The organism is Vibrio pomeroyi, from assembly GCA_041879425.1.
Taxonomy (GTDB): domain Bacteria; phylum Pseudomonadota; class Gammaproteobacteria; order Enterobacterales; family Vibrionaceae; genus Vibrio; species Vibrio pomeroyi_A.
Map to the genome: position 1 here is coordinate 1,154,068 of CP090854.1, position 19,531 is coordinate 1,173,598.

At 45.1% G+C, this 19,531-nt stretch carries 15 protein-coding genes; 9 read left to right on the forward strand and 6 right to left on the reverse strand.

Features of this window, described 5'->3' with window-relative positions; all coding sequences use genetic code 11:
- The first annotated feature begins 8 nt into the window (after positions 1 to 8).
- The 6 genes from L0992_05240 to cyoE all read left to right on the forward strand — a co-directional run bounded on the left by L0992_05240 (position 9) and on the right by cyoE (position 8,627).
- Complete coding sequence (locus tag L0992_05240; protein ID XGB68092.1) at positions 9 to 3,107, forward strand: efflux RND transporter permease subunit; 3,099 nt, start codon at positions 9 to 11, stop codon at positions 3,105 to 3,107.
- A 743-nt stretch (positions 3,108 to 3,850) separates the two neighbouring features.
- Complete coding sequence (gene cyoA, locus L0992_05245; GenBank protein XGB68093.1) at positions 3,851 to 4,747, forward strand: ubiquinol oxidase subunit II; 897 nt, start codon at positions 3,851 to 3,853, stop codon at positions 4,745 to 4,747.
- A gap of 5 nt (positions 4,748 to 4,752) precedes the next feature.
- A complete protein-coding gene (gene cyoB / locus L0992_05250) occupies positions 4,753 to 6,828 on the forward strand; it encodes a cytochrome o ubiquinol oxidase subunit I (protein ID XGB68094.1) in 2,076 nt (691 codons plus the stop codon).
- Positions 6,800 to 7,435 (forward strand): cytochrome o ubiquinol oxidase subunit III, encoded by a 636-nt coding sequence (cyoC, locus tag L0992_05255; GenBank protein ID XGB68095.1) that lies wholly within the window; start codon positions 6,800 to 6,802, stop codon positions 7,433 to 7,435. Before cyoB ends, cyoC begins: the two co-directional genes overlap by 29 nt.
- The gene (cyoD, locus tag L0992_05260) at positions 7,435 to 7,746 is read left to right on the forward strand and encodes a cytochrome o ubiquinol oxidase subunit IV (GenBank protein XGB68096.1); all 312 of its coding nucleotides are present in this window, start codon (positions 7,435 to 7,437) and stop codon (positions 7,744 to 7,746) included. Before cyoC ends, cyoD begins: the two co-directional genes overlap by 1 nt.
- 8 nt (positions 7,747 to 7,754) lie before the next feature.
- The gene (cyoE, locus tag L0992_05265; protein XGB68688.1) at positions 7,755 to 8,627 is read left to right on the forward strand and encodes a heme o synthase; all 873 of its coding nucleotides are present in this window, start codon (positions 7,755 to 7,757) and stop codon (positions 8,625 to 8,627) included.
- 106 nt (positions 8,628 to 8,733) lie between these two features.
- On the opposite strand, the gene L0992_05270 is transcribed toward cyoE, so the two are convergent.
- The 6 genes from L0992_05270 to L0992_05295 form a co-directional block, all read right to left on the reverse strand.
- Complete coding sequence (locus L0992_05270; GenBank protein XGB68097.1) at positions 8,734 to 9,225, reverse strand: hypothetical protein; 492 nt, start codon at positions 9,223 to 9,225, stop codon at positions 8,734 to 8,736.
- Positions 9,226 to 9,392: 167 nt separating this feature from the next.
- Positions 9,393 to 11,369: an MBL fold metallo-hydrolase gene (locus L0992_05275; protein ID XGB68098.1), complete on the reverse strand. Its 1,977-nt coding sequence runs from the start codon at positions 11,367 to 11,369 to the stop codon at positions 9,393 to 9,395.
- A gap of 266 nt (positions 11,370 to 11,635) precedes the next feature.
- Entirely contained in the window at positions 11,636 to 12,625 is a 990-nt protein-coding gene (locus L0992_05280; protein XGB68099.1) for a biotin/lipoyl-binding protein, read from the reverse strand.
- Positions 12,625 to 13,206, reverse strand: coding sequence for a magnesium transporter (locus L0992_05285; protein ID XGB68100.1), 582 nt, complete (start codon positions 13,204 to 13,206; stop codon positions 12,625 to 12,627). The genes L0992_05280 and L0992_05285 overlap by 1 nt, the downstream gene beginning before the upstream one ends.
- 635 nt (positions 13,207 to 13,841) lie before the next feature.
- On the reverse strand, positions 13,842 to 14,753 hold the full coding sequence (locus L0992_05290; GenBank protein ID XGB68101.1) for a hypothetical protein: 912 nt from the start codon (positions 14,751 to 14,753) through the stop codon (positions 13,842 to 13,844).
- A 674-nt stretch (positions 14,754 to 15,427) separates the two neighbouring features.
- Complete coding sequence (locus L0992_05295; GenBank protein ID XGB68102.1) at positions 15,428 to 16,663, reverse strand: outer membrane protein transport protein; 1,236 nt, start codon at positions 16,661 to 16,663, stop codon at positions 15,428 to 15,430.
- 148 nt (positions 16,664 to 16,811) lie between these two features.
- On the opposite strand from L0992_05295, the gene L0992_05300 reads away from it, so the two are divergent.
- The 3 genes from L0992_05300 (at position 16,812) to L0992_05310 (ending at position 19,451) form a co-directional block, all read left to right on the forward strand.
- Complete coding sequence (locus L0992_05300) at positions 16,812 to 17,747, forward strand: LysR family transcriptional regulator (protein ID XGB68103.1); 936 nt, start codon at positions 16,812 to 16,814, stop codon at positions 17,745 to 17,747.
- Between the two features lie 214 nt (positions 17,748 to 17,961).
- Positions 17,962 to 18,339, forward strand: coding sequence for a lactoylglutathione lyase (gloA, locus tag L0992_05305; GenBank protein ID XGB68104.1), 378 nt, complete (start codon positions 17,962 to 17,964; stop codon positions 18,337 to 18,339).
- A 14-nt stretch (positions 18,340 to 18,353) separates the two neighbouring features.
- A complete protein-coding gene (locus tag L0992_05310) occupies positions 18,354 to 19,451 on the forward strand; it encodes an alkene reductase (protein XGB68105.1) in 1,098 nt (365 codons plus the stop codon).
- The last annotated feature ends 80 nt before the right edge of the window (positions 19,452 to 19,531 follow it).

A 19,531-nucleotide genomic window follows, 5' to 3' on the forward strand; every position in this document is an offset into this window, starting at 1 on the left:
GAAATAGTATGAAAATCATAGAGACTATTTCCAATACTCGACTGCTCATCTTAATGACTGCGCTGCTGATGGTGAGTGGTATTTCTGCGTTCATGACGTTACCGCGCGCAGAAGATCCAGTGATCATCAACCGTTATGCAAACATCACAACCAGCTTTCCCGGTGCCAGTGCCGAACGTGTAGAAACCTTAGTTACTGAGGTGATTGAGAGCAAGCTACGTGAGTTGAGTGAAGTTAAACTGGTGAGCTCAACTTCAAGGCCGAGCGTGTCGATTGTCACGTTAGAATTGAATGACACCATCACCGAGCCTGAACCGGTTTGGTCGCAAGCGCGTGACAAACTGTCTGACATCGAATCCATTTTACCTGCGGGTGCGCATTCTCCCGATCTCGACAGCGACCATACCTACGCTTTCACCACCATCGCATCCCTGACTTGGTCGGGTGCAGGCGAGCCAGACCGATTGACCCTCGGGCGTTATGCCAAAGAACTGGCTAAGCGGCTACGAACCCTTTCGGGCACTGAATTCGTAGATGAATACGGGATGCCACAAGAAGAAATCCAGATAAGTCTACGAACGGCTGATGCTGCAGCGCTTGGGCGTTCGAGTGCTAATATTGCCGAATCTCTGGAAGGGGCAGACGCTAAGAACTCGGCAGGTGAATTGGTCAGTGCTTATTCTCGTTTTGGTTTAGAGATTGAATCGGAACTTGATTCGATTGAGCGTATTAAACAAGTCCCAATCGCGACTGACAGCAATGGTCACATCATCCGCATGGAAGACATTGCATCAGTGAGGCGTGGCGAGAAAACCCCACAAGATCAGATTGCCATTATTGATGGTGAGCCGGGTGTGATTGTCGCAGCGAGAATGCATCCTGATCTCCGAGTCGATAACTGGACGTCACGAGCGAATGCTCTTATTGAGAAGTTTCAACAAGAGCTGCCAAGCAATATCGATGTCACCGTGTTGTTTAATCAACAAGGCTATACCGAAACTCGTTTAGACGATTTAGGCAAAAGCTTGATGATCGGTTTTGGCTTGATCTTGGTTGTTCTGTTCGTGACCTTAGGTGTGCGTGCCGCAATATTGGTGGCGATATCTCTTCCATTAACCTCATTGCTGACGCTATCGATCATGAAGATGACCGGTGTGCCAATCAACCAGATGTCGGTGACGGGCTTAATTGTTGCACTCGGGATCATGGTGGATAACGCGGTGGTGATGGTCGATACCATTCAGGCGTATCGCTTGAAAGGGCAACAAAGAGCGGAAGCGACCATGAATGCGTTGAAGCACTTGTGGGTGCCTTTGCTGGGTTCAACATTAACCACGGTATTGGCGTTTGCGCCGATCATTCTGATGCCGGGTGCATCGGGTGAATTTGTCGGTGGTATCGCGATTACGGTGTCGTTCTCACTGATCGGTTCTTATGTGATCTCGCATACCTTAATTGCAGGTTTAGCGACCAAGTTACTGCCGAAACAACTCAGTGATGTGGATAAGAAAGGCCAACATCACTGGTATATGACAGGCTTAAGAATTCCTGCATTAACACGTTGGTTCTCGTCTTCTGTTCGCTTTGGTGTCACGCATCCAGTCATTACTATTGCTTTGGTGTTGTTGGTTCCGTTTACTGGTTATTGGAGTATGTCTCAGCTGACTGAGCAATTCTTCCCACCATCGGACCGAGACATGTTTGAGATTCAGGTGTACATGCCGCCTCAAGCCAGCATTTATGCTACGAAGAACACCTCTGAGAAAATAGACGACATCATTCATCGCTATCCAGAAGTGGAGCGCATTGATTGGCTAGTGGGCGCGAACTTCCCATCGTTCTATTACAACCTACAAGCTAGACAAAACAACGCGCCGTACTTCTCACAAGCGATGGTGAAAACAGAAAACTTTGATCAAGCCAATGCGCTAATTCCAGAACTTCAAAAGGTGCTAGATAAAGAAGTACCACAGGCGCAAGTCTTGGTGAGAAAGCTTAACCAAGGCCCTCCATTTACCGCGCCCGTTGAACTGCGTGTGTATGGTGAAAACCTTGATAAGTTGAAAGCGATTGGTGAGGATGTGCGCTTGATTCTGGCAGGTGTTCCTCATGTGACTCACACAAGGGAAACACTGCAACCGGGTACACCTAAGGTGTGGTTGAAAGTCGATGAAGACACCGCAAAACTTAACGGTATTTCATTGAACCAGTTCGCAGGCATGTTGCAAACCACGTTGACTGGTCGTGAAAGTGGCTCGGTGATTGAGGGCAGTGAATCGGTGCCGATTCGTGTTCGTGTCGCGGATGAGGCTCGTGAGGATCTTTCGCACCTGAGTAATATTCGTTTGCCGATCAGTTCAGATGTCTACTCAACCGGCATCAATGTGTCGACTCTGGCTGAGCTTGAATTGACGACGAGTCGTGGTGCGATTACTCGTCGTAACGGGCAGCGTGTCAATACCATCGAGGGTTACATTGAAGCGGGTGTCTTACCTCAAACTGTGCTAAATGAATTCCAAAAACGCTTAGCAAGCTATGAGATGCCATCAGGCTACACGATTGGTTTTGGTGGCGAATCCGCGGAGCGAGACAATTCAGTCAATAGCCTGATCTCGAATGTCGCCGTTGTGGTGGTATTGATGGTGTTGGTGGTGGTGATGTCGTTCAACTCGTTCCGAATGAGTAGCATCATCTTCATGGTAGCAGGATTGGCTGGTGGCCTAGGGCTGTTGTCGGTATGGATTTTCGGTTATCCGTTCGGCTTTACGGTGATCATCGCTATGCTCGGGATTGCGGGCTTAGCGATTAACGCTGCCATTGTCATTCTGACCGAATTGAAGCTAGACAAGGAGGCTTCCTCTGGGAATGTTGATGCAGTCGTTGATGCTGTTATGTCGTGTACTCGACATATCAGTTCAACCACAATCACAACTGTTGGTGGCTTCATGCCGTTGATTATTGCTGGTGGTGGCTTCTGGCCTCCGTTTGCGGTCGCTATTGTCGGCGGTACCGTGTTAACCACGCTTATTTCGTTTTACTTTGTGCCGGTGGTTTATCATTTGATGACTAAAAATCAGCGAAAAACCGTCGTCGAGCCAACAGCATAATCTCTTCTTTGGTAACACTTACTCCTCTCTATTGAGGGGAGTAAGGCCCACTTAAAACACATCAAAATACTCATGAAATCGGCTTTTTATCCCCATTTCTGCTCGTTTTCTGCTGCGTATAACTGACATGATTATCATAAAAAGCAGGGTGTTATTTGAATATCTGATGGGTTGCTGTCTGAAGTGATGCCTTTTCTAAATACCTTTAAAATCGCATGTGAATTCATAAATTTGATAGCCATCACACTTTGCTTAATTCGCTCTTTCTAATGTAATCAATCATTGTTGTTTCTACTGCGTGTTTACTTTGATCTCTCCCGTTTCGCTTTAATCCTTTTCCGTACATGGCTCAACTCGTGTGGCACGTTCATGCTGTGCGTCTGAATTACAACAATTTCTCACATCTTACTTTCATAACTGGAAGGTTAGTTTCCAAGTTTGTTTGGTGAGCTTTCAATTTCAACTCCTCATAATGCGCCAAATGTAACAATGTATTTCAAAGTGTAACAATTAAGTCATATTTTTTGTGTGGTTTTAACCGTGCGGCAATGTTTCGGCTGCGCAGCACTGTCGTTTTAACTTGTCAGTTCAACTGTTCAACGGTCGACTGTTTAAAATCGTGGCTAATTCCGTTTCGCTTTGAGATGCGTCGTTTCACATGCTCAACACATAAATATTCTAATGACCATGACAACCAGTACTCGGGAGTTTGTTCTGAGACTGGATAACCATCGAGAAAGTTAATGGAAGCTTCAAGATATAAACGCATTTTATCGAGAGCAAATCTGTCGAGGATTGGTTTGGTGGGAACCGTCCTGATGCTCGAAGGATGTAACTCCGCATTGCTCGACCCAAAAGGTAGCGTTGGCGTTCAGGAAAAGGAGCTGATTATTACTGCTCTGTTGCTGATGCTGATTGTCGTCATCCCCGTGATCCTGATGACCATCTACTTTGCTTATAGATACCGTGAAAGCAACACCACAGAAGAGTATGCACCTGACTGGGCGCACTCAACCAAGATCGAAGTGGTGGTATGGACGATTCCAATCATCATCATCGCGATTCTAGCCACCATCACTTCGCGAACCACACACGAACTAGAGCCTTCCAAGCCTCTGGAAAGTGATGTGCAACCTATGGTGATCGAAGTGGTCTCTCTGGACTGGAAATGGCTGTTCATCTATCCGGAGCAAAACATTGCGACGGTTAACTATGTTGCATTCCCGAAAGATGTACCGGTGACGTTTAAGTTAACTTCAGACAACATCATGAACGCGTTCTTTATCCCGCGTCTTGGTTCTCAGATCTACGCGATGCCGGGAATGGTGACCAAGCTGAACTTGATTGCTAACCATGAAGGTGACTTCAAAGGTTTTGCATCCAACTACAGTGGTAAAGGGTTCTCACAGATGAAATTCACTGCATCAGCCATGCCTGATCAGGTGGCATTTCTTAACTGGGTGGAAAAAGTGAAAGCAAGCCCTGATCGCATTGAAGATTGGGAGCAGTTCCGTTCATTGGCAGCGCCAAGTGTGGCTGAACCCGTCACTTTGTTCTCCAGTATCCCACCATTTTTATTCACCGATGTCGTGACCCAGCACCCTGGTTCAATGAACTGTTTGCCGGAAACCCAAGGATAATCGTCATGTTTGGAAGATTAACTCTAGACTCTATTCCCTACCACGAACCCATTATTTTGGTCACGTTAACCATGATCGCTTTAGTGGGTGGTTTAGTGGTGTATGCGGTAACAAAAGCCGGTAAGTGGCAATACCTTTGGAATGAATGGTTTACGTCTGTAGACCACAAAAAATTGGGCTTCATGTACATTGCTGTGGCAATGGTGATGTTAGTTCGTGGCTTTGCCGATGCAGTAATGATGCGTAGTCAGCAATTGCTTTCTGCAGCGGGTGAGACGGGCTATTTACCGCCACATCACTACGACCAGATCTTCACGGCTCACGGCGTGATCATGATTTTCTTCGTTGCGATGCCTTTGGTTATCGGTTTGATGAACATCATCGTGCCGCTGCAGATTGGTGCTCGTGATGTAGCATTCCCTTATCTGAATAACCTAAGTTTCTGGCTGTTTGTGGTGGGTATCATCCTAACCAACATGTCACTGGGCTTAGGTGAATTTGGCCGTACGGGTTGGTTGGCGTATCCGCCGCTTTCTGGCATTGAGGCCAGTCCGGGAGTCGGGGTCGACTATTGGATATGGGCGCTGCAAATATCCGGTGTGGGTACCACATTAACGGGTGTGAACTTCTTCGCGACTATTTTGCGCATGCGTACTCCGTCTATGCCAATGATGAAGATGCCAGTGTTCACATGGGCATCTCTGTGTGCCAACATCCTGATCATCATCTCTTTCCCAATCCTAACGGTAACCATCGCGCTACTGACGTTGGATAGATACATCGGTACGCACTTCTTCACCAACGACCTTGGTGGCAACGTGATGATGTATGTGAATCTGATTTGGGCATGGGGACACCCTGAGGTGTACATCCTAATCTTGCCTATCTTCGGTGTGTTCTCTGAAGTGACAGCAACCTTCTCTCGTAAAAAGCTGTTTGGTTATACCTCACTGGTTTGGGCGACGGTGGCTATCACTATTTTAGCGTTTGTGGTTTGGCTGCATCACTTCTTTACCATGGGTTCTGGCGCCAATGTGAATGCCTTCTTCGGCATTGCGACCATGATTATCTCTATCCCAACCGGGGTTAAGATCTTCAACTGGCTATTCACCATGTACAAAGGTCGTATCCGCTTTACCACGCCAATGATGTGGACAGTGGGCTTCCTAATTACCTTTACCGTGGGTGGTATGACGGGTGTATTGATGGCGGTACCGGGCGCAGATTTCATTCTGCATAACTCTGTATTCCTGATTGCGCACTTCCACAACGTAATCATCGGTGGCGTTGTCTTCGGTTGTTTTGCTGCGATTGGTTACTGGTTCCCGAAAGCGACCGGTTTCACTCTGAACGAGCTTTGGGGCAAACGCGCATTCTATTGCTGGATCATCGGTTTCTTGATGGCGTTCTTGCCGCTTTACGCTCTGGGCTTTATGGGTATGACGCGTCGTTTGAGCCAAGACATCAACCCTGAATTCTTCCCACTACTGGCGGTTGCGGCTGCAGGTACGGGCGTGATTGCGATGGGTGTTGTTTGTCAGTTCGTTCAGATTTACGTGAGTGTTCGTGACCGCGACCAAAACCGAGATCTAACCGGTGACCCATGGGGCGGACGTACCTTTGAATGGGCAACGTCTTCACCACCGCCGTTCTACAACTTTGCAAAATTGCCTAAGGGCGATGAGATCGATTCGTTCTGGTATCAAAAGCAAAGTGGTGAGTTTGACCCAACTCAGGAAGAAGAATACGAACGTATTCACATGCCGAAGAACACACCGACAGGCATTTATGTGTCTGCATGGGCATTGGCATTTGGCTTCGCGATGATCTGGTACATCTGGTGGTTAGCAGCAGCAAGTCTAGTGGGCATCGTGGTGACGTGTATTCAACACAGCTACAACGACGATGTGGACTACTACGTGGAAGTTGAAGAGATCAAAGCGATTGAAGCGGCTCGACGTGCGCAGCTTGAAGAAGCAAAGAAACAGTCAGTGAAAGGCGACAACTCTGGTCGTGGTAACAGCGCTGACAGTGATAACAACGACAATAAAGATGATTTGGAGACGACGTATGCAAGCTAATACTCCGTCACACACTTATGATCTTGCACACTCGCATGATCATCACCACGAAGCTGCGGGCAATAAGTTGTTTGGCTTCTGGGTTTACCTGATGAGTGACTGTGTCCTGTTTGCCACGCTTTTCGCGACTTATGCCGTGCTTGAGAGTGGATCAATCGCAGGGCCTACAGGCAAAGACATCTTTGAACTGCCGTTCGTGTTTGTCGAAACTATGATGCTGTTGTTCAGTAGTATCACCTTTGGCTTTGGCATGATTGCAATGAAGCGCAAAGACGTTACCGGATTGAAGCGATGGATCAAAGTTACTTTCGTATTGGGTTTAGCCTTTATCTGTATGGAAGTGTATGAGTTCCATCACTTGATTGCAGAAGGCTATGGCCCTCAAGAAAGCGCATTCCTTTCTGCGTTCTTTACCTTGGTTGGCACACACGGTTTGCACGTAACGTTTGGTCTGATTTGGATGGCGGTGGCGTATCACCAACTTTTAACCAAAGGCTTGAATGACAACATGTCGATGCGTTTCCAGTGCTTAAGCCTGTTCTGGCATTTCCTTGATATCGTTTGGATTTGTGTATTTACCATCGTGTACTTAATGGGGGTGATGTAATGGAACAGCATCTAGACAGCGGTGCAACGGATTATGTGAAAGGCTTTATTGCGTCACTGATTCTGACCATTATTCCGTTCTACATTGTGTGGTCACATGCGCTACCAAGCACGGAAACTTACGTGATCTTGTTTGGTTGTGCGCTGGTGCAAATCTTTGTGCACTTTAAGTACTTCTTGCATATGGAAGCGAAATCTTCCGATGGGCGTTGGAACTTGGTGTCATTGATGTTTACTGCCATTGTTGTATTGATTCTTATCGCTGGCTCGGTATGGATCATCTACAACATGAACGTCAACATGAAGTTGTAGGCCAAGGTATGCTGAAAAAATATTTGTCTATTACCAAACCGGGCATCATTTTCGGCAACCTGATTTCTGTTGCGGCGGGGTTCTTCCTCGCCGCAAAAACAGAACCAGCCAGTGCGATGTTGTTACTGACAACTTTAGCGGGTGTAGGGCTTGTGATTGCATCAGGTTGCGTGGTGAACAACATCTTTGACCGAGATATCGACCAGAAAATGAAACGTACCCAGAACCGTGAATTGGTTCAGGGCAATATCAACACAGACGTCGCATTTATCTATGCGTTAGTTATGTTGTTGGCAGGCACAGCGTTGCTGTTTCAATTTGTTAATCCGATGTCTGCGGTTGTGGTGTTGCTTGGCTATGTGTTTTACGTCTTTTTCTACACCATGTGGTACAAGCGCAATTCGGTTTACGGCACCTTAGTGGGCAGTATCTCTGGCGCAGTTCCGCCATTAGTTGGTTACCTTGGTGTGACGAATTACTTGAGCTTAGAAGCCGTTCTGCTGTTCATCATGTTCTGCTTATGGCAAATGCCACACTCGTATGCGATCGCGATGTTCCGCCTTCAAGACTATCGAGATGCAGGCATTCCTGTGTTGCCAGTGAAAGAGGGCGTTGATAAAGCACATCAGCACATGAAAGCTTATGTGGTGGCGTTTGGTGCGGTTGCTCTGGGGTTATTTTTGCTCGGAGAGGCGGGTTATGAATACCTTGCCGTGTCGGCAGGCGTTTGCTTTATCTGGACCAAAGTGACGTTCCGTAAGGTTGATTGTCTTAACTACATCCAATGGTCAAAGACCGTTTTCAAGGTCTCTCTGCTGGTGGTGATGAGCATCAGCGGCGTCCTCGGGCTAGAACTGATTCCACTGCCTACGCTTTTTTGATTTAGTTTTGTCGTTGAACCCTCAATGTTTTTAAATCCGAGGGTTCAACGACCTTTTATCTGATTGTCTGTTTATCTTGTCATCTATATTGCAGTTCAGCTGAGAACTACAGCCCTTCGAAAATATCACTAAACCAATCTTCAAGTTGCTCTCGCTTGTCTTGAGGGCCATTGATTACCACTAATCCATTCAGTGTCGCTTGATCCCAAGAGATCGTTCCGTTCGCCAATGCATCGAACACATCGAGCTCTGTAATAAGCAATAAATCGTTCTCTATCGGCAAAGTGTCTCTTCCTGAAACGTTCACGCCTTTTTCAATGCTGATTTGGCTGTAGTGACCTTTAATCGCTTCAAATAAGTTGAATTCAATCTTACTCGGATGCGCCTTTGCGAGTGCTGACTTTATCGAAAACAGTTTGAAATGATCCGGTTTATCTAGGTTTCTGAACTCGTCATCTTGCCTTGCTGTGATGACATTGCCAAATATCTCTAGTGAACCGGGCTCTGTCACTAAGCTAAATCCGGTTTCTTGGTGTAATTCGCAAGCGAATACCAGAGAAGAACTGAGTGAAAGCAATAGAACAAAACGTTTTAGCATGTGTGAACCTTAAACGAAGTAGGGCAGTTTCCTTACTCCAACAATAGACCTAGAGCGTTGAGTGAAGGTTGCGAGCTGTACCAATAAATAAACGATAAAGGGACCACAATGGGTCCCTAAGTTATCGACTCGCTATCCTTAGCTGCCTTTGATTAGTGTATATCCAATTAACGAACGATGAGCATGATCTCTTCTGGAGTCATTGGCTTATCGAAGTAGCTCATGAATTGACCAAAGCCTTTGATGTCGCCATTCGAGAACTTAAATGCACCAGACTGTAGGTTAGTACCAATCACTTGTTGAGCGTTTGGACCCGCAATCAAGATTTGGTTCAATACTGCACGAGTGGTGTTGATTTGAACGTCTGCGCCTTTCACTGCTTCTTCGTGTAACTGAGCTATACCGTTACGAATTTCGATAGTGAATGCTTCGTTCGTATCAGAAAAGTTGTACGTTAGCATCATGTTTACGTCTAACGAGTTTTCTGCGATAAGCGTTGAAGTCATCATGTCGAAGATCTGTTTGCTTGGTAGCGCAGTAAGAACGTCAACAGAAGCGAAGCTGATCATGTTAGAGAAGTCACGCTTGTTCTCAAGTTCAGCCGCCGCGTTAAGCGCCCAGTTACGCCAGTTGATGTTCACTTGGTCTGCAGCCCATGCTTTGTAAGCTTGTGCTTTCATCTCGCGAGCTTCCATATCTTGCTTGTTGACCGTGATTGGGTAAGAAAGAATTTCTGCTGCAAATGTGTAGTTCTCAGCTTTAATTGCTGCTTGTGCAGTAGTAAGGATGTTGTCACGACCGCCCATGACCTCTACGAATGCTTTAGCGCGTTGCTCGTAAGCCATCGGCTCTAGCTGCCATGGATCCGCTTCGAAGAAACCATTGTAACCTACGTAAATCTGACGCACGGCGTGTGCAACAGTGCCGTAGTGCTCACCTAACCAAGGGTGTTCTGCAAGGTGCTTAGGAAGTTTAACCACTTCAACTAGCTCGTCTGGCGTCATACCTTTGTTCATGTAACGGATAGTTTGGTCATGGGTGTATTGAATCGCATCACGGTAAGCCGTTAGTACGTCAGCTACCGCTTCTTTACCTTCAACAGGACGACCGTGAGAGTTAATCATGATCTCAGTGTCGAACTTACGCATTACGTCGATGCCCTTGAACCACATTGATGGGTCACGGAATTTGGTACCACGGATGGTGTGAAGGTTAGGGAAGTTCTCACCTTGAAGTACTTCAGCCGCGTGCAGGATTTTTTGCTCTGGGAAGTAAACCACTAGCTCATCTTTGGTTTCAGAAGGCACGTTCTCAATGTGCATCTTAACGCCAGAAATTTCGATTTCGATGTGGCTTTGGCTTGGCACAAGCAGGTTTGGTTCAATGAACGAGATAGCACCTTGCATGAAGCGTGGACCAAGGCCGTCGTTTACTGTTCCGTGCTCGCCTTCTTCTACGTGCTTAGCGCCGGTGTAAGAAGTACGGTGACCAAATAGAGTACCTAGGTTTGAAGACCAGTTAGCCACTGCCGCGGTAAGGCCTTCTTCAGCGATGATTTTTACTTCACCTGACGCCACTTCTTCGTCAGTCACCCATGCACGAACACCTGAGATATGGTCGATGTGGTTGTGAGAGTAGATGATTGCTTTAACCGGCTTGTCTGTGATTTGACGGAACTGTTCTTTAACCGATTGAGCCATTTCTACTGACTCTCCTGGATCAACAATGATGATACCGTCAGTGCCTTCAATCATTACTGGTGTATCGAGACCAAAACCGTAACCAAGGTAAATGTTGTCATCTACTTTGATGATTGCTTGGTCCATTTTTCGGCCATGCTTAGTTAGAGTTGGATGAACGTGGTCTGATTCTTCTGTGTAAGCCAGAGAGTTACCAGTTTTAGATACAACTTGGATACGCTCGCCTTTGCCCCAGAACATGTTTGATTTGTGTTCGAATAGAACCTCGCTCTTGTAGCGAGCATCAAGGTCAATGTTTTGGTATTGCGCAGCATTTGATGTCTGAAGTTCTTGGCCTATTTTCGATGTCGCTTCTACAACCGGTGTTGCAGATGCAAAGCCAGAAGCAAGTAAAGCGCTCGCGATAGCGACAGGAAGTGCCATTTTTTTGAATGTATTAGTCATGGTCGTGACCTTATATTTGGATACAGGAATTGGATTTCTTGAGCCAAATGATAGAGGTGGGAGAGGTCGCTATCTACGAGCTAATAGGATTTTAATCTATCGAATTTACGATGTTTAATTTATTTAATGATTATATTGACGATTTAATTTGATCTAAATCAATTAGTCACTAGAGCTTGTAACAGATACAAAAATGCCCTGACATTCAGGGCATTTAATTTGGAATTAATGGGTGTTATATAAGTGTTTACCGAGAACCTTAGTACTTACCAAGCACCTAAGTATGACTTGTAAGATTGTAGACGAACCGTTGCTGCGCCGATTACATCAATGAAGCCCCAGAACGGATGTGGCTTCTCAGCCGAGATCCAAGCCGCGCCAGTTGAACCAATTGGGATGTTGTAACCCTCTGGTTCGATGATCTCAAGTACGATGGTACGGCCTAAACCGTTACCGTTTCTTACTACGTGTTGACCGACGCTTTGTGGCCCCTGAAGTGGAGAAATACTCGACTCACCCGTACCGGCATTAAAGCTGTGTACTTTTGCTCGGAACACATGCCCTGGGTAGGCATCAACGAAGAACTCTGCGAAGTCTCCTACTTGAACATAGCCATAAGTTTGGTCTGAAATGCGCATCTCAAGGAATTTTTTGCTGGTGTTGTAGAGGTGCATGTTACCCATAACAGAACCTTCAGCAATGTTCACTATCGAGACCTGACCGTCAAATTCAGCTCTAATGGTTTTCTTTTCTTGCGCCCAATTTACTTTTTGTAGATCGGCTTTTAACGACACAAGTTCAGCGTGCAACACTCGAAGATCGGAGTCGTACTTTTCTACGTCACGCATATTGAAGATTTCAGGTGACGTTTCAGCACGCTCTAAGTCGCGATCCATTTGCTTGATCTCTTCTTCTTTTTGAACAATTGAAGATTCGATCTTTGCTTTGTCTGCGGCTGAGTCAATGTCGACGAGTGTGTAAATTACGTCGCCTTCTTTAACCATTTGGTTGTGATCAACAAGCACTTGGTCGATCTGCTGGCCAAAGATTGGTGACATTACCGCGTGTGGTGCTTTCACTGTGGTTGAGTTGGTTAAATCAACGGGTGCCCACAAGCGAGAGATAACCGCTAACACCGCAAGAATTGTTACGCCACCAATGGCAGCCCATGTGTAGTTCTTGAAGTTCTTCTTAAGTGCGCCTGTCGCAAATAGTGACCATACAATTAGGATGTATGGAATCATCATCTCTTTCATTATGCGACCTCTTTTTCTGTAGCGGATGGTTTTGTTGGAGTCTTTTCTTTTGAAGACGGCTCTGTTACCGATTGTTCAGGTGATACGTGGACTGCGGCAGTCTCTGTATTGGTTGCGTCTTGTTTAGGCTGTACACCACGGCGAATTACATCACTCAGTGATTGACCAATATGTTTCCAGTTCGCCAATGCGATAACCAAAGCGATAACCCAGAATGTTTTGCTGATGAAGAGTCCGCAAAGTGACAGTGCAAACACGATTTGAACGTGAGCGCTTTTGTGCTCTTTTGCTTTATGCACACCCAGTTCATGCAACTGCCACATGCCGTAAACACCGGCTAATACCACAGCAATGGTCACTGAGAACAAGTAACCAGAGAAGGACTCCATCTGGAAGAAGTTCATCATCATTTCATTGGGATGATTGTTGAATTGAGACATGTCGATGTCTTTAGAATGGATAGTGCCTAATGGTGCAAGAGCCCAGGCTCCAGCAAACATCACTGCCATAAACAGGCAGAATTTAATCAAGACCATCACTACGGCCCAGATTTTCTGGAAAACGATTTTAATAAAGTTCATATCTCAACCTACATCAATAAGAAGAGAGAATTTGCAGCCTAGAAGTTTAACTTTTAATGACATCTTAAAAAGTAGATGTCTATTATGTGGATAGATTGGTGCGCATAATAAACAAAAGTAATAGATGGTATTTAAAGTGATACTACTCAGTCCAGACAACCGATTCTCGGTATCAAGAAGCGAATATGCTTCCCTACAAACCAATTCTTATTGTTAGCCTGAAACGCAGGTTGAATGACGATGCACTGTCGAACGAAATAGTAGGATCGTTCTTTTAGCTATTGTCTTCTTTACGTGTAATACCTCGTCTGTCGAGGGGATCTTCCATGGCAATTGACATAGTGTTGTAAAACATTTGTCAGCATTCTGTTTGGGCTAAGAATTGATTTGTTAGCAGGATAATAGGAAGAGTTTTGAGCAGTATCTACCCAGAATTACGATTTAATAATATCGTAATTACGATGAGTCACTATTACTCTAAATCGGTAGGTCGATTTATTTGAAAAGGCTCATATACAGATAGAAAACATTGTTCATTAACTTGGTTTGGATCATAGAAGTCGATGAAAAGTGCTAAAAAGACTGGCCTAAAATATTAAATAAATTAGACCAGCCTGTAGGGGGATTTTAATCGATTATTTGAACGGGTTTAATGTAACAGGAGCAATAAAGAATTTCAGGTTCCAATCTGGTGCATATGGCACATACTCAGCTGGATTGGTTGTATTAACATTTGCGTCTGGTTTCATTACGTAATATTGAAGTTCTACACCCCAACGAACTGGCATTGGCCCAACCTTAAACATATCGATATAGCCTAGTCCGACAGGTACAGTAAATTGGTCGGAACCATCTTTTGTCCAATCAATTTGAATATTAGGTGTCATACCAATTAACGCGGTGTTGCTGACACGATAGTTTAAGAAATACTGGATGTCCGCTTGATTAGTTGACTCAGTAACGCTGTCACTGCCGCCCACGTCCCACCATTGCTGAGCTAAGAAACCAACGTTCCAGCTTTCAATACTGGTTGGGTTACCTGTTTCTTTACCAAGGCGAGCGACCATTGCTGCAGGGCCGACTTGCCACTTGTCTTGCGTTAAACCATCAGTACCTGTTGGCATGATCATCGTTGGACCAACACCCCAAATCCACCCATCATCACGGTTAGGGGCTGCCATTGATAGAAAGACAGTGTCTCCCATACCGTTTGTACGTCCTTCAAAGAAGTCACCGTTTTCACGATCGCCTGGTGAACTGTAGTGGTTGGCAACCAAACGGTTCACCAAGTTCCATTCACCATCCATGATAGGTACAGGCATTACTGGTTGAAAGCTGAAGCGGTTTTGCATCTCATGGTGACCATCTTCTTTTTCTAGGAAAGTATAATCATTTTGAGTAATTAGCATCCATACATCTGATACTGGGTTTGCTGATTTTTTTGCCGCTTCTTGTACTGATAATTTTTCTTGTGCACTTGCTGTTGTTGAAAGTAATGCTGCTGCAGTAATGGCAACAGAAAGGAAATTCTTTTTAATTTTAAGCATATCTATACTCTTAGTCATAACTTGTTTGGCATTCACTTCATCTTCACAGTCATGAAGTGCTTATTCGTTGGTGAGAAATATAGAAGATGTGAATAATATGAATCTACGTAATATTTCGTTTTGTAATCATCGCAAATACGATAGCTAATGATCTTTATTCATTAGTAGTGAGTTTTATAAAAATAAAGGGCTGCTTTTTGAACTAATGTGCTTGTCGTTCTTTAGGAAAATAGCGAGCGGAGAAAGCGTTCCTCCAAACCTCTTCATTAGGCTGAATAAGGGCTGAAGCCTAAAACGCTCGAAAATTAATAGGTTTAGTTGAAAGAACAGTGTTTTGTGAAATGCACAATTTTCAGCCTGCGCTGTGAAAAAGACAAAGAGCTTTACTAAGTAGCTGAAAGCGGCTGTGAAACAGTGTCACGAAAAATGAGACAATAACCCCTTGTTTGTTGGGTTTATTAGGTTGATAATCAATGTAAATCAAAACGGCGATAAATGACTTGTCGATTGAGAGCAGAAAGAAAATTAATTGAAATGCTTAGCCCAAATAAAAAAGCTTAGTGCGTAGGGCACTAAGCTTAATATTTAGTTAAAAATTTCAGGTAAGTAATATAGATTTAGCCAGATGACTAAATTTAATTCTTATCTGAGTGAGTGTTATTCAGGGCTGAATGTTACTTGAAGCGATAGTTCACTTGCATGCCAAAGAAGTGAGCGCTGTTGTCATAAGCGCCTTGAACATTGATAACTTGCCCCTTTGAGTAATTGAGCTCAGGCTCGTCCAGATCGATGTAATCGTAGTAAGCGCGCAGCTCCCAGTTCTTATTGAGCGCATAGGTGGCACCGGCGCCAATACGTTTGGTTTCGCCTACAGGAAGATCCATATATTGATGAGTTGCGTCATCTTGAGGAGAAGTCTCGTAGCTGATGCCTGTTTCTAGTCGCAAGGTTGGGGTCATTTGGTAATGAGTACCTATGGCTAGGTTCCACACATCGTCGAAGCTACGGTCGACAACTTTCACGGAGTCATCATTGATGTCTAGCGTGAGGTCTGTCCATGTTGATAGATCATACCAAGTCACACTCCACAGCATGTCCCATTGGTCATTAACGGCGTGCACGCCGCTAATTTGGACGTGTTGAGGCATGATAAAGTCGAGCCCAACATCACGCTTGGTGTCGCGAGCTGAATGTTGAAGATCACCCTCACCGTAATGAGCAAGTTCAGAGCGGTACATAAAGCCAAAACGGTGTTGTTTGTTTGGTTGGTAAAAGGCACTAAGAGAGTAGCCAACCGTGAAATCATCCGCGTCTGCTTCGAATAAGTGCTCAGATCCAATGTCGCCAGTGCCGATAAAAGGATTCAACTCGCCGTTCGCAGTGAGGTATTCCGCATTGACAGAGACACCCAACGAAAGCTGCTCATTCACTTTGTAAGATATCGAAGGCATCAGTTGAACTGTCATGAATTCAACATTCTTTAATAAACGCTGCCCAGAAAAGTTATCACCATAATCGATTCCAGAACCACCTTGAGAAGCCAAAGCAAAACCAGCGTGAAACTTTTCGTTGATAGGGGCAACAAAGTAGAAGCTTCCTACTGGAGCCCAACCGCCAACATCAATGTTATTGTCAAATCGTTCTGTGGGGTCTGTGTCTGAATAGTTGATGTCTGTGTAGAGGCCTGCCAGATTGACGGTGAGTTCAGGGTTTTCTAGCTGAGACATAGCAGCAGGGTTAGTCCATGCGGTTAACGCACTTTCAGCTAACGCTGCCGACCCTGCGCCTGCGGTACTTGCGTTGAGAGAACCAAGTTCAGGAAGAAGGTGAGCCGCAGCTTGTGCTGGGTTTGAAATCATCGCGTTACTCGTCATCATCGCAATAGTGATGGCAAGGTAGTGTTTTTTCATGGGGAAACCTATTGAGAAACTAGTTACGCGGGATGTTAGTGTCTCAATTTTGGACTTTAAACGAGGGATTCTTATTTCATTCTATCGTTTTTACGATAGCATGGTGCTCATGGTCGCCTAACGAGTAATGACATATGAGTAATGACATATGAGTAATGACATCCCCAACTTCAATCTACTTGCCGTGTTTTCTGCGGTGATGGAGCAGGGCAGTTTAAGTAAAGCTGCGGATCAACTCAGTACCAACCAATCGACCATCAGTACCGCGTTAGCTCGTTTAAAAAAAGAGATTGGCCAGGAGCTTTTTGTCCGTAAAGGAAGAGGTGTTGCGCCTACGTCTTATGCGCAAAGCTTGTATGAACAAATTAAAGCGCCGATCAATGAACTCAATGGTGTGTTTCAGTCGATGGCGAATTTTGATGAGCAAGCCTCCGAACGTAAGTTTGTGATTTCTGCACCTGAGCATCTGCAGTGGGGGCTTCTCAATAGTTTCGCAGCGCTTCCTAATCAAAACTTGTCGTTAGAAGTCTTTGATCAACCAGACAGTGATGAGCGCATTTACGAAGATCTTTTGACTCAAGAGTTTGATGCGATGATCGATATTGTGGTGCCTGAACACCCAAGTATCGTCAGTGAAACACTTTATGAAGGCGAGTTTGTGATCGTGTGTCGATCTGATCACCCACGAATCCAAGGTGAAATCAGTGAAGCTCAGTTCCTAAGTGAAAAGCATGCCGTATTAGACAGAACACGACGCAAAGTTCGCAGTTTAAATCACTATACTTCTTTGGATCTGTCCCAACGTAAAATCGTGTTTCATGGACGCTCGCTGTTCAGTAATATCTTGCTGTGTAGCCAATCCGATTACATTACTGTTGTGCCTTTATCTATGGCCGTGCAGTTCCAAGAAAAGTTAAGTTTGCAGCTGTTCAAGCCACCCTTTGAATATCAGCCGATGTCTCATTACCTGATTTGGTTGAAGAAGCAGAACAGCGACCCCGCTCATAAATGGTTCAGAGAACAAGTCATCAGTACGTCAGATGCAATGTCGAAGGCGCTTAAAGATAGGCGCTTGCGGTTTTAATTGAGAATTTAACTCTAAGGGAAGCATTGGCTTCCCTTTTTTGTGTCGCTTAGTTGGTACTAGCTATATGTTAATAACAAAAAATTATCACAATGAGAATTTTTGATAATTTCATTTATTTGGTGTCAGTCCGTATATTAACCCTAAGAAAGAAGTGGATAACCTCCACTCACGATTATATCGGCCCACGTTGATGGGCTAAAAAGGGTGAAATATGAAATTCCTACACACAATGATTAGAGTTGCTGATCTAGATAAATCTATTGAGTTCTACACCAAGGTATTAGGTATGAAAGAGCTTGAGCGCCATGACAATAACGATTACCGCTACACGTTAGTTTTTGTTGGTTACGAGCAAGGCGGCACAACCATCGAACTGACTCATAACTGGGATACCAACGAATACGAAATGGGTAACGCTTTTGGCCATTTAGCATTGGGTGTGGAAGATATTTACGCGGCGTGTGACGAGATTAAATCGCTGGGTGGCAATGTGACTCGCGAAGCGGGTCCAGTAAAAGGCGGTTCAACACACATCGCTTTTATCACTGACCCAGACGGCTACCAAATCGAACTGATTCAACTAGGTTAATCGAGGATATAACAATGACAAACGCACTATTTCAACCAATTCAACTTGGTAACATCGAACTAAAAAACCGTATTGTTATGCCTCCGATGACTCGCTCTCGTGCAACACAACCTGGTAATTCAGCAAACGATATGATGGCGGCTTACTACGCTCAACGCGCTTCTGCGGGGCTAATTGTCGCAGAAGGCACACAGATTTCGCCATTGGGTCAAGGTTACGCTTGGACACCGGGTATCTACTCTCAAGAACAAATCGCGGGTTGGAAAAAAGTAACCGATGCCGTACATGAACAAGGCGGTGTTATTTTCGCTCAGCTTTGGCATGTAGGTCGTGTAACACACCCAGACAACATCGGTGGTGAACAGCCAATTTCGTCTTCTGCTATCAAAGCGGAAAACGTAAAAGTCTTCATCGATAACGGCACTGATGAGCCGGGGTTTGTTGACGTGGTTGAACCTCGTGAAATGACCAAAGAAGACATCAAAGAAGTGGTTGAGCAATATCGCCAAGCAGCCATTAATGCAATCGAAGCAGGCTTTGATGGCATTGAGCTTCACGCAGCAAATGGTTACCTGATTAACCAATTCATTGATTCTGAAGCAAACAACCGTACCGATGAATACGGTGGTTCAACTGAAAACCGCCTGCGTTTCTTAGGTGAAGTGGTTGAAGCTATGGTTGAAGCGATTGGCGCTGACCGTGTTGGTGTTCGTCTTGCTCCGTTTACTTCGCTAAATGGCACAGTTGACGCGACGCCCGTTGAAACTTACACAGCGGCAGCAGCGTACCTAAACCTGTACAAGATTGTTTACCTGCACATCGCAGAAGTAGACTGGGACGATGCGCCTGAAACGCCAAAAGCATTCAAAGCTGCGGTTCGTGAAGCATTCAAAGGTGTACTGATTTATGCAGGTAAATACGACAGTGAACGTGGCGAGCAAGCCGTCGCAGAAGGCGTGACAGATATGGTTGGCTTTGGGCGTCCATTCGTAGCAAACCCAGACTTACCAGCGCGTATTCAAAATGGTTTCCCTCTCGCTCCGCACGATCCAAACACGCTGTTTGGCGGTGCTGAAAAAGGCTTAACGGATTACCCAGAATACGCAGGCTAAAAACTGCTGCCTGAAACAGAGTATTAAGATAGTATCTTGATCCTGTTAAGAGTTTATAAAAAGCAACCTTGCAGAGTCGG

What these genes read in the sequence shown, in the direction of transcription:
- L0992_05240 (XGB68092.1), top strand. Translation starts at nt 9, where the DNA reads ATGAAAATCATAGAGACTATTTCCAATACTCGACTGCTCATCTTAATG.
- cyoA (XGB68093.1), top strand. Translation starts at nt 3,851, where the DNA reads ATGGAAGCTTCAAGATATAAACGCATTTTATCGAGAGCAAATCTGTCG.
- cyoB (XGB68094.1), top strand. Translation starts at nt 4,753, where the DNA reads ATGTTTGGAAGATTAACTCTAGACTCTATTCCCTACCACGAACCCATT.
- cyoC (XGB68095.1), top strand. Translation starts at nt 6,800, where the DNA reads ATGATTTGGAGACGACGTATGCAAGCTAATACTCCGTCACACACTTAT.
- cyoD (XGB68096.1), top strand. Translation starts at nt 7,435, where the DNA reads ATGGAACAGCATCTAGACAGCGGTGCAACGGATTATGTGAAAGGCTTT.
- cyoE (XGB68688.1), top strand. Translation starts at nt 7,755, where the DNA reads ATGCTGAAAAAATATTTGTCTATTACCAAACCGGGCATCATTTTCGGC.
- L0992_05270 (XGB68097.1), bottom strand. Translation starts at nt 9,225, where the DNA reads ATGCTAAAACGTTTTGTTCTATTGCTTTCACTCAGTTCTTCTCTGGTA.
- L0992_05275 (XGB68098.1), bottom strand. Translation starts at nt 11,369, where the DNA reads ATGACTAATACATTCAAAAAAATGGCACTTCCTGTCGCTATCGCGAGC.
- L0992_05280 (XGB68099.1), bottom strand. Translation starts at nt 12,625, where the DNA reads ATGAAAGAGATGATGATTCCATACATCCTAATTGTATGGTCACTATTT.
- L0992_05285 (XGB68100.1), bottom strand. Translation starts at nt 13,206, where the DNA reads ATGAACTTTATTAAAATCGTTTTCCAGAAAATCTGGGCCGTAGTGATG.
- L0992_05290 (XGB68101.1), bottom strand. Translation starts at nt 14,753, where the DNA reads ATGCTTAAAATTAAAAAGAATTTCCTTTCTGTTGCCATTACTGCAGCA.
- L0992_05295 (XGB68102.1), bottom strand. Translation starts at nt 16,663, where the DNA reads ATGAAAAAACACTACCTTGCCATCACTATTGCGATGATGACGAGTAAC.
- L0992_05300 (XGB68103.1), top strand. Translation starts at nt 16,812, where the DNA reads ATGAGTAATGACATCCCCAACTTCAATCTACTTGCCGTGTTTTCTGCG.
- gloA (XGB68104.1), top strand. Translation starts at nt 17,962, where the DNA reads ATGAAATTCCTACACACAATGATTAGAGTTGCTGATCTAGATAAATCT.
- L0992_05310 (XGB68105.1), top strand. Translation starts at nt 18,354, where the DNA reads ATGACAAACGCACTATTTCAACCAATTCAACTTGGTAACATCGAACTA.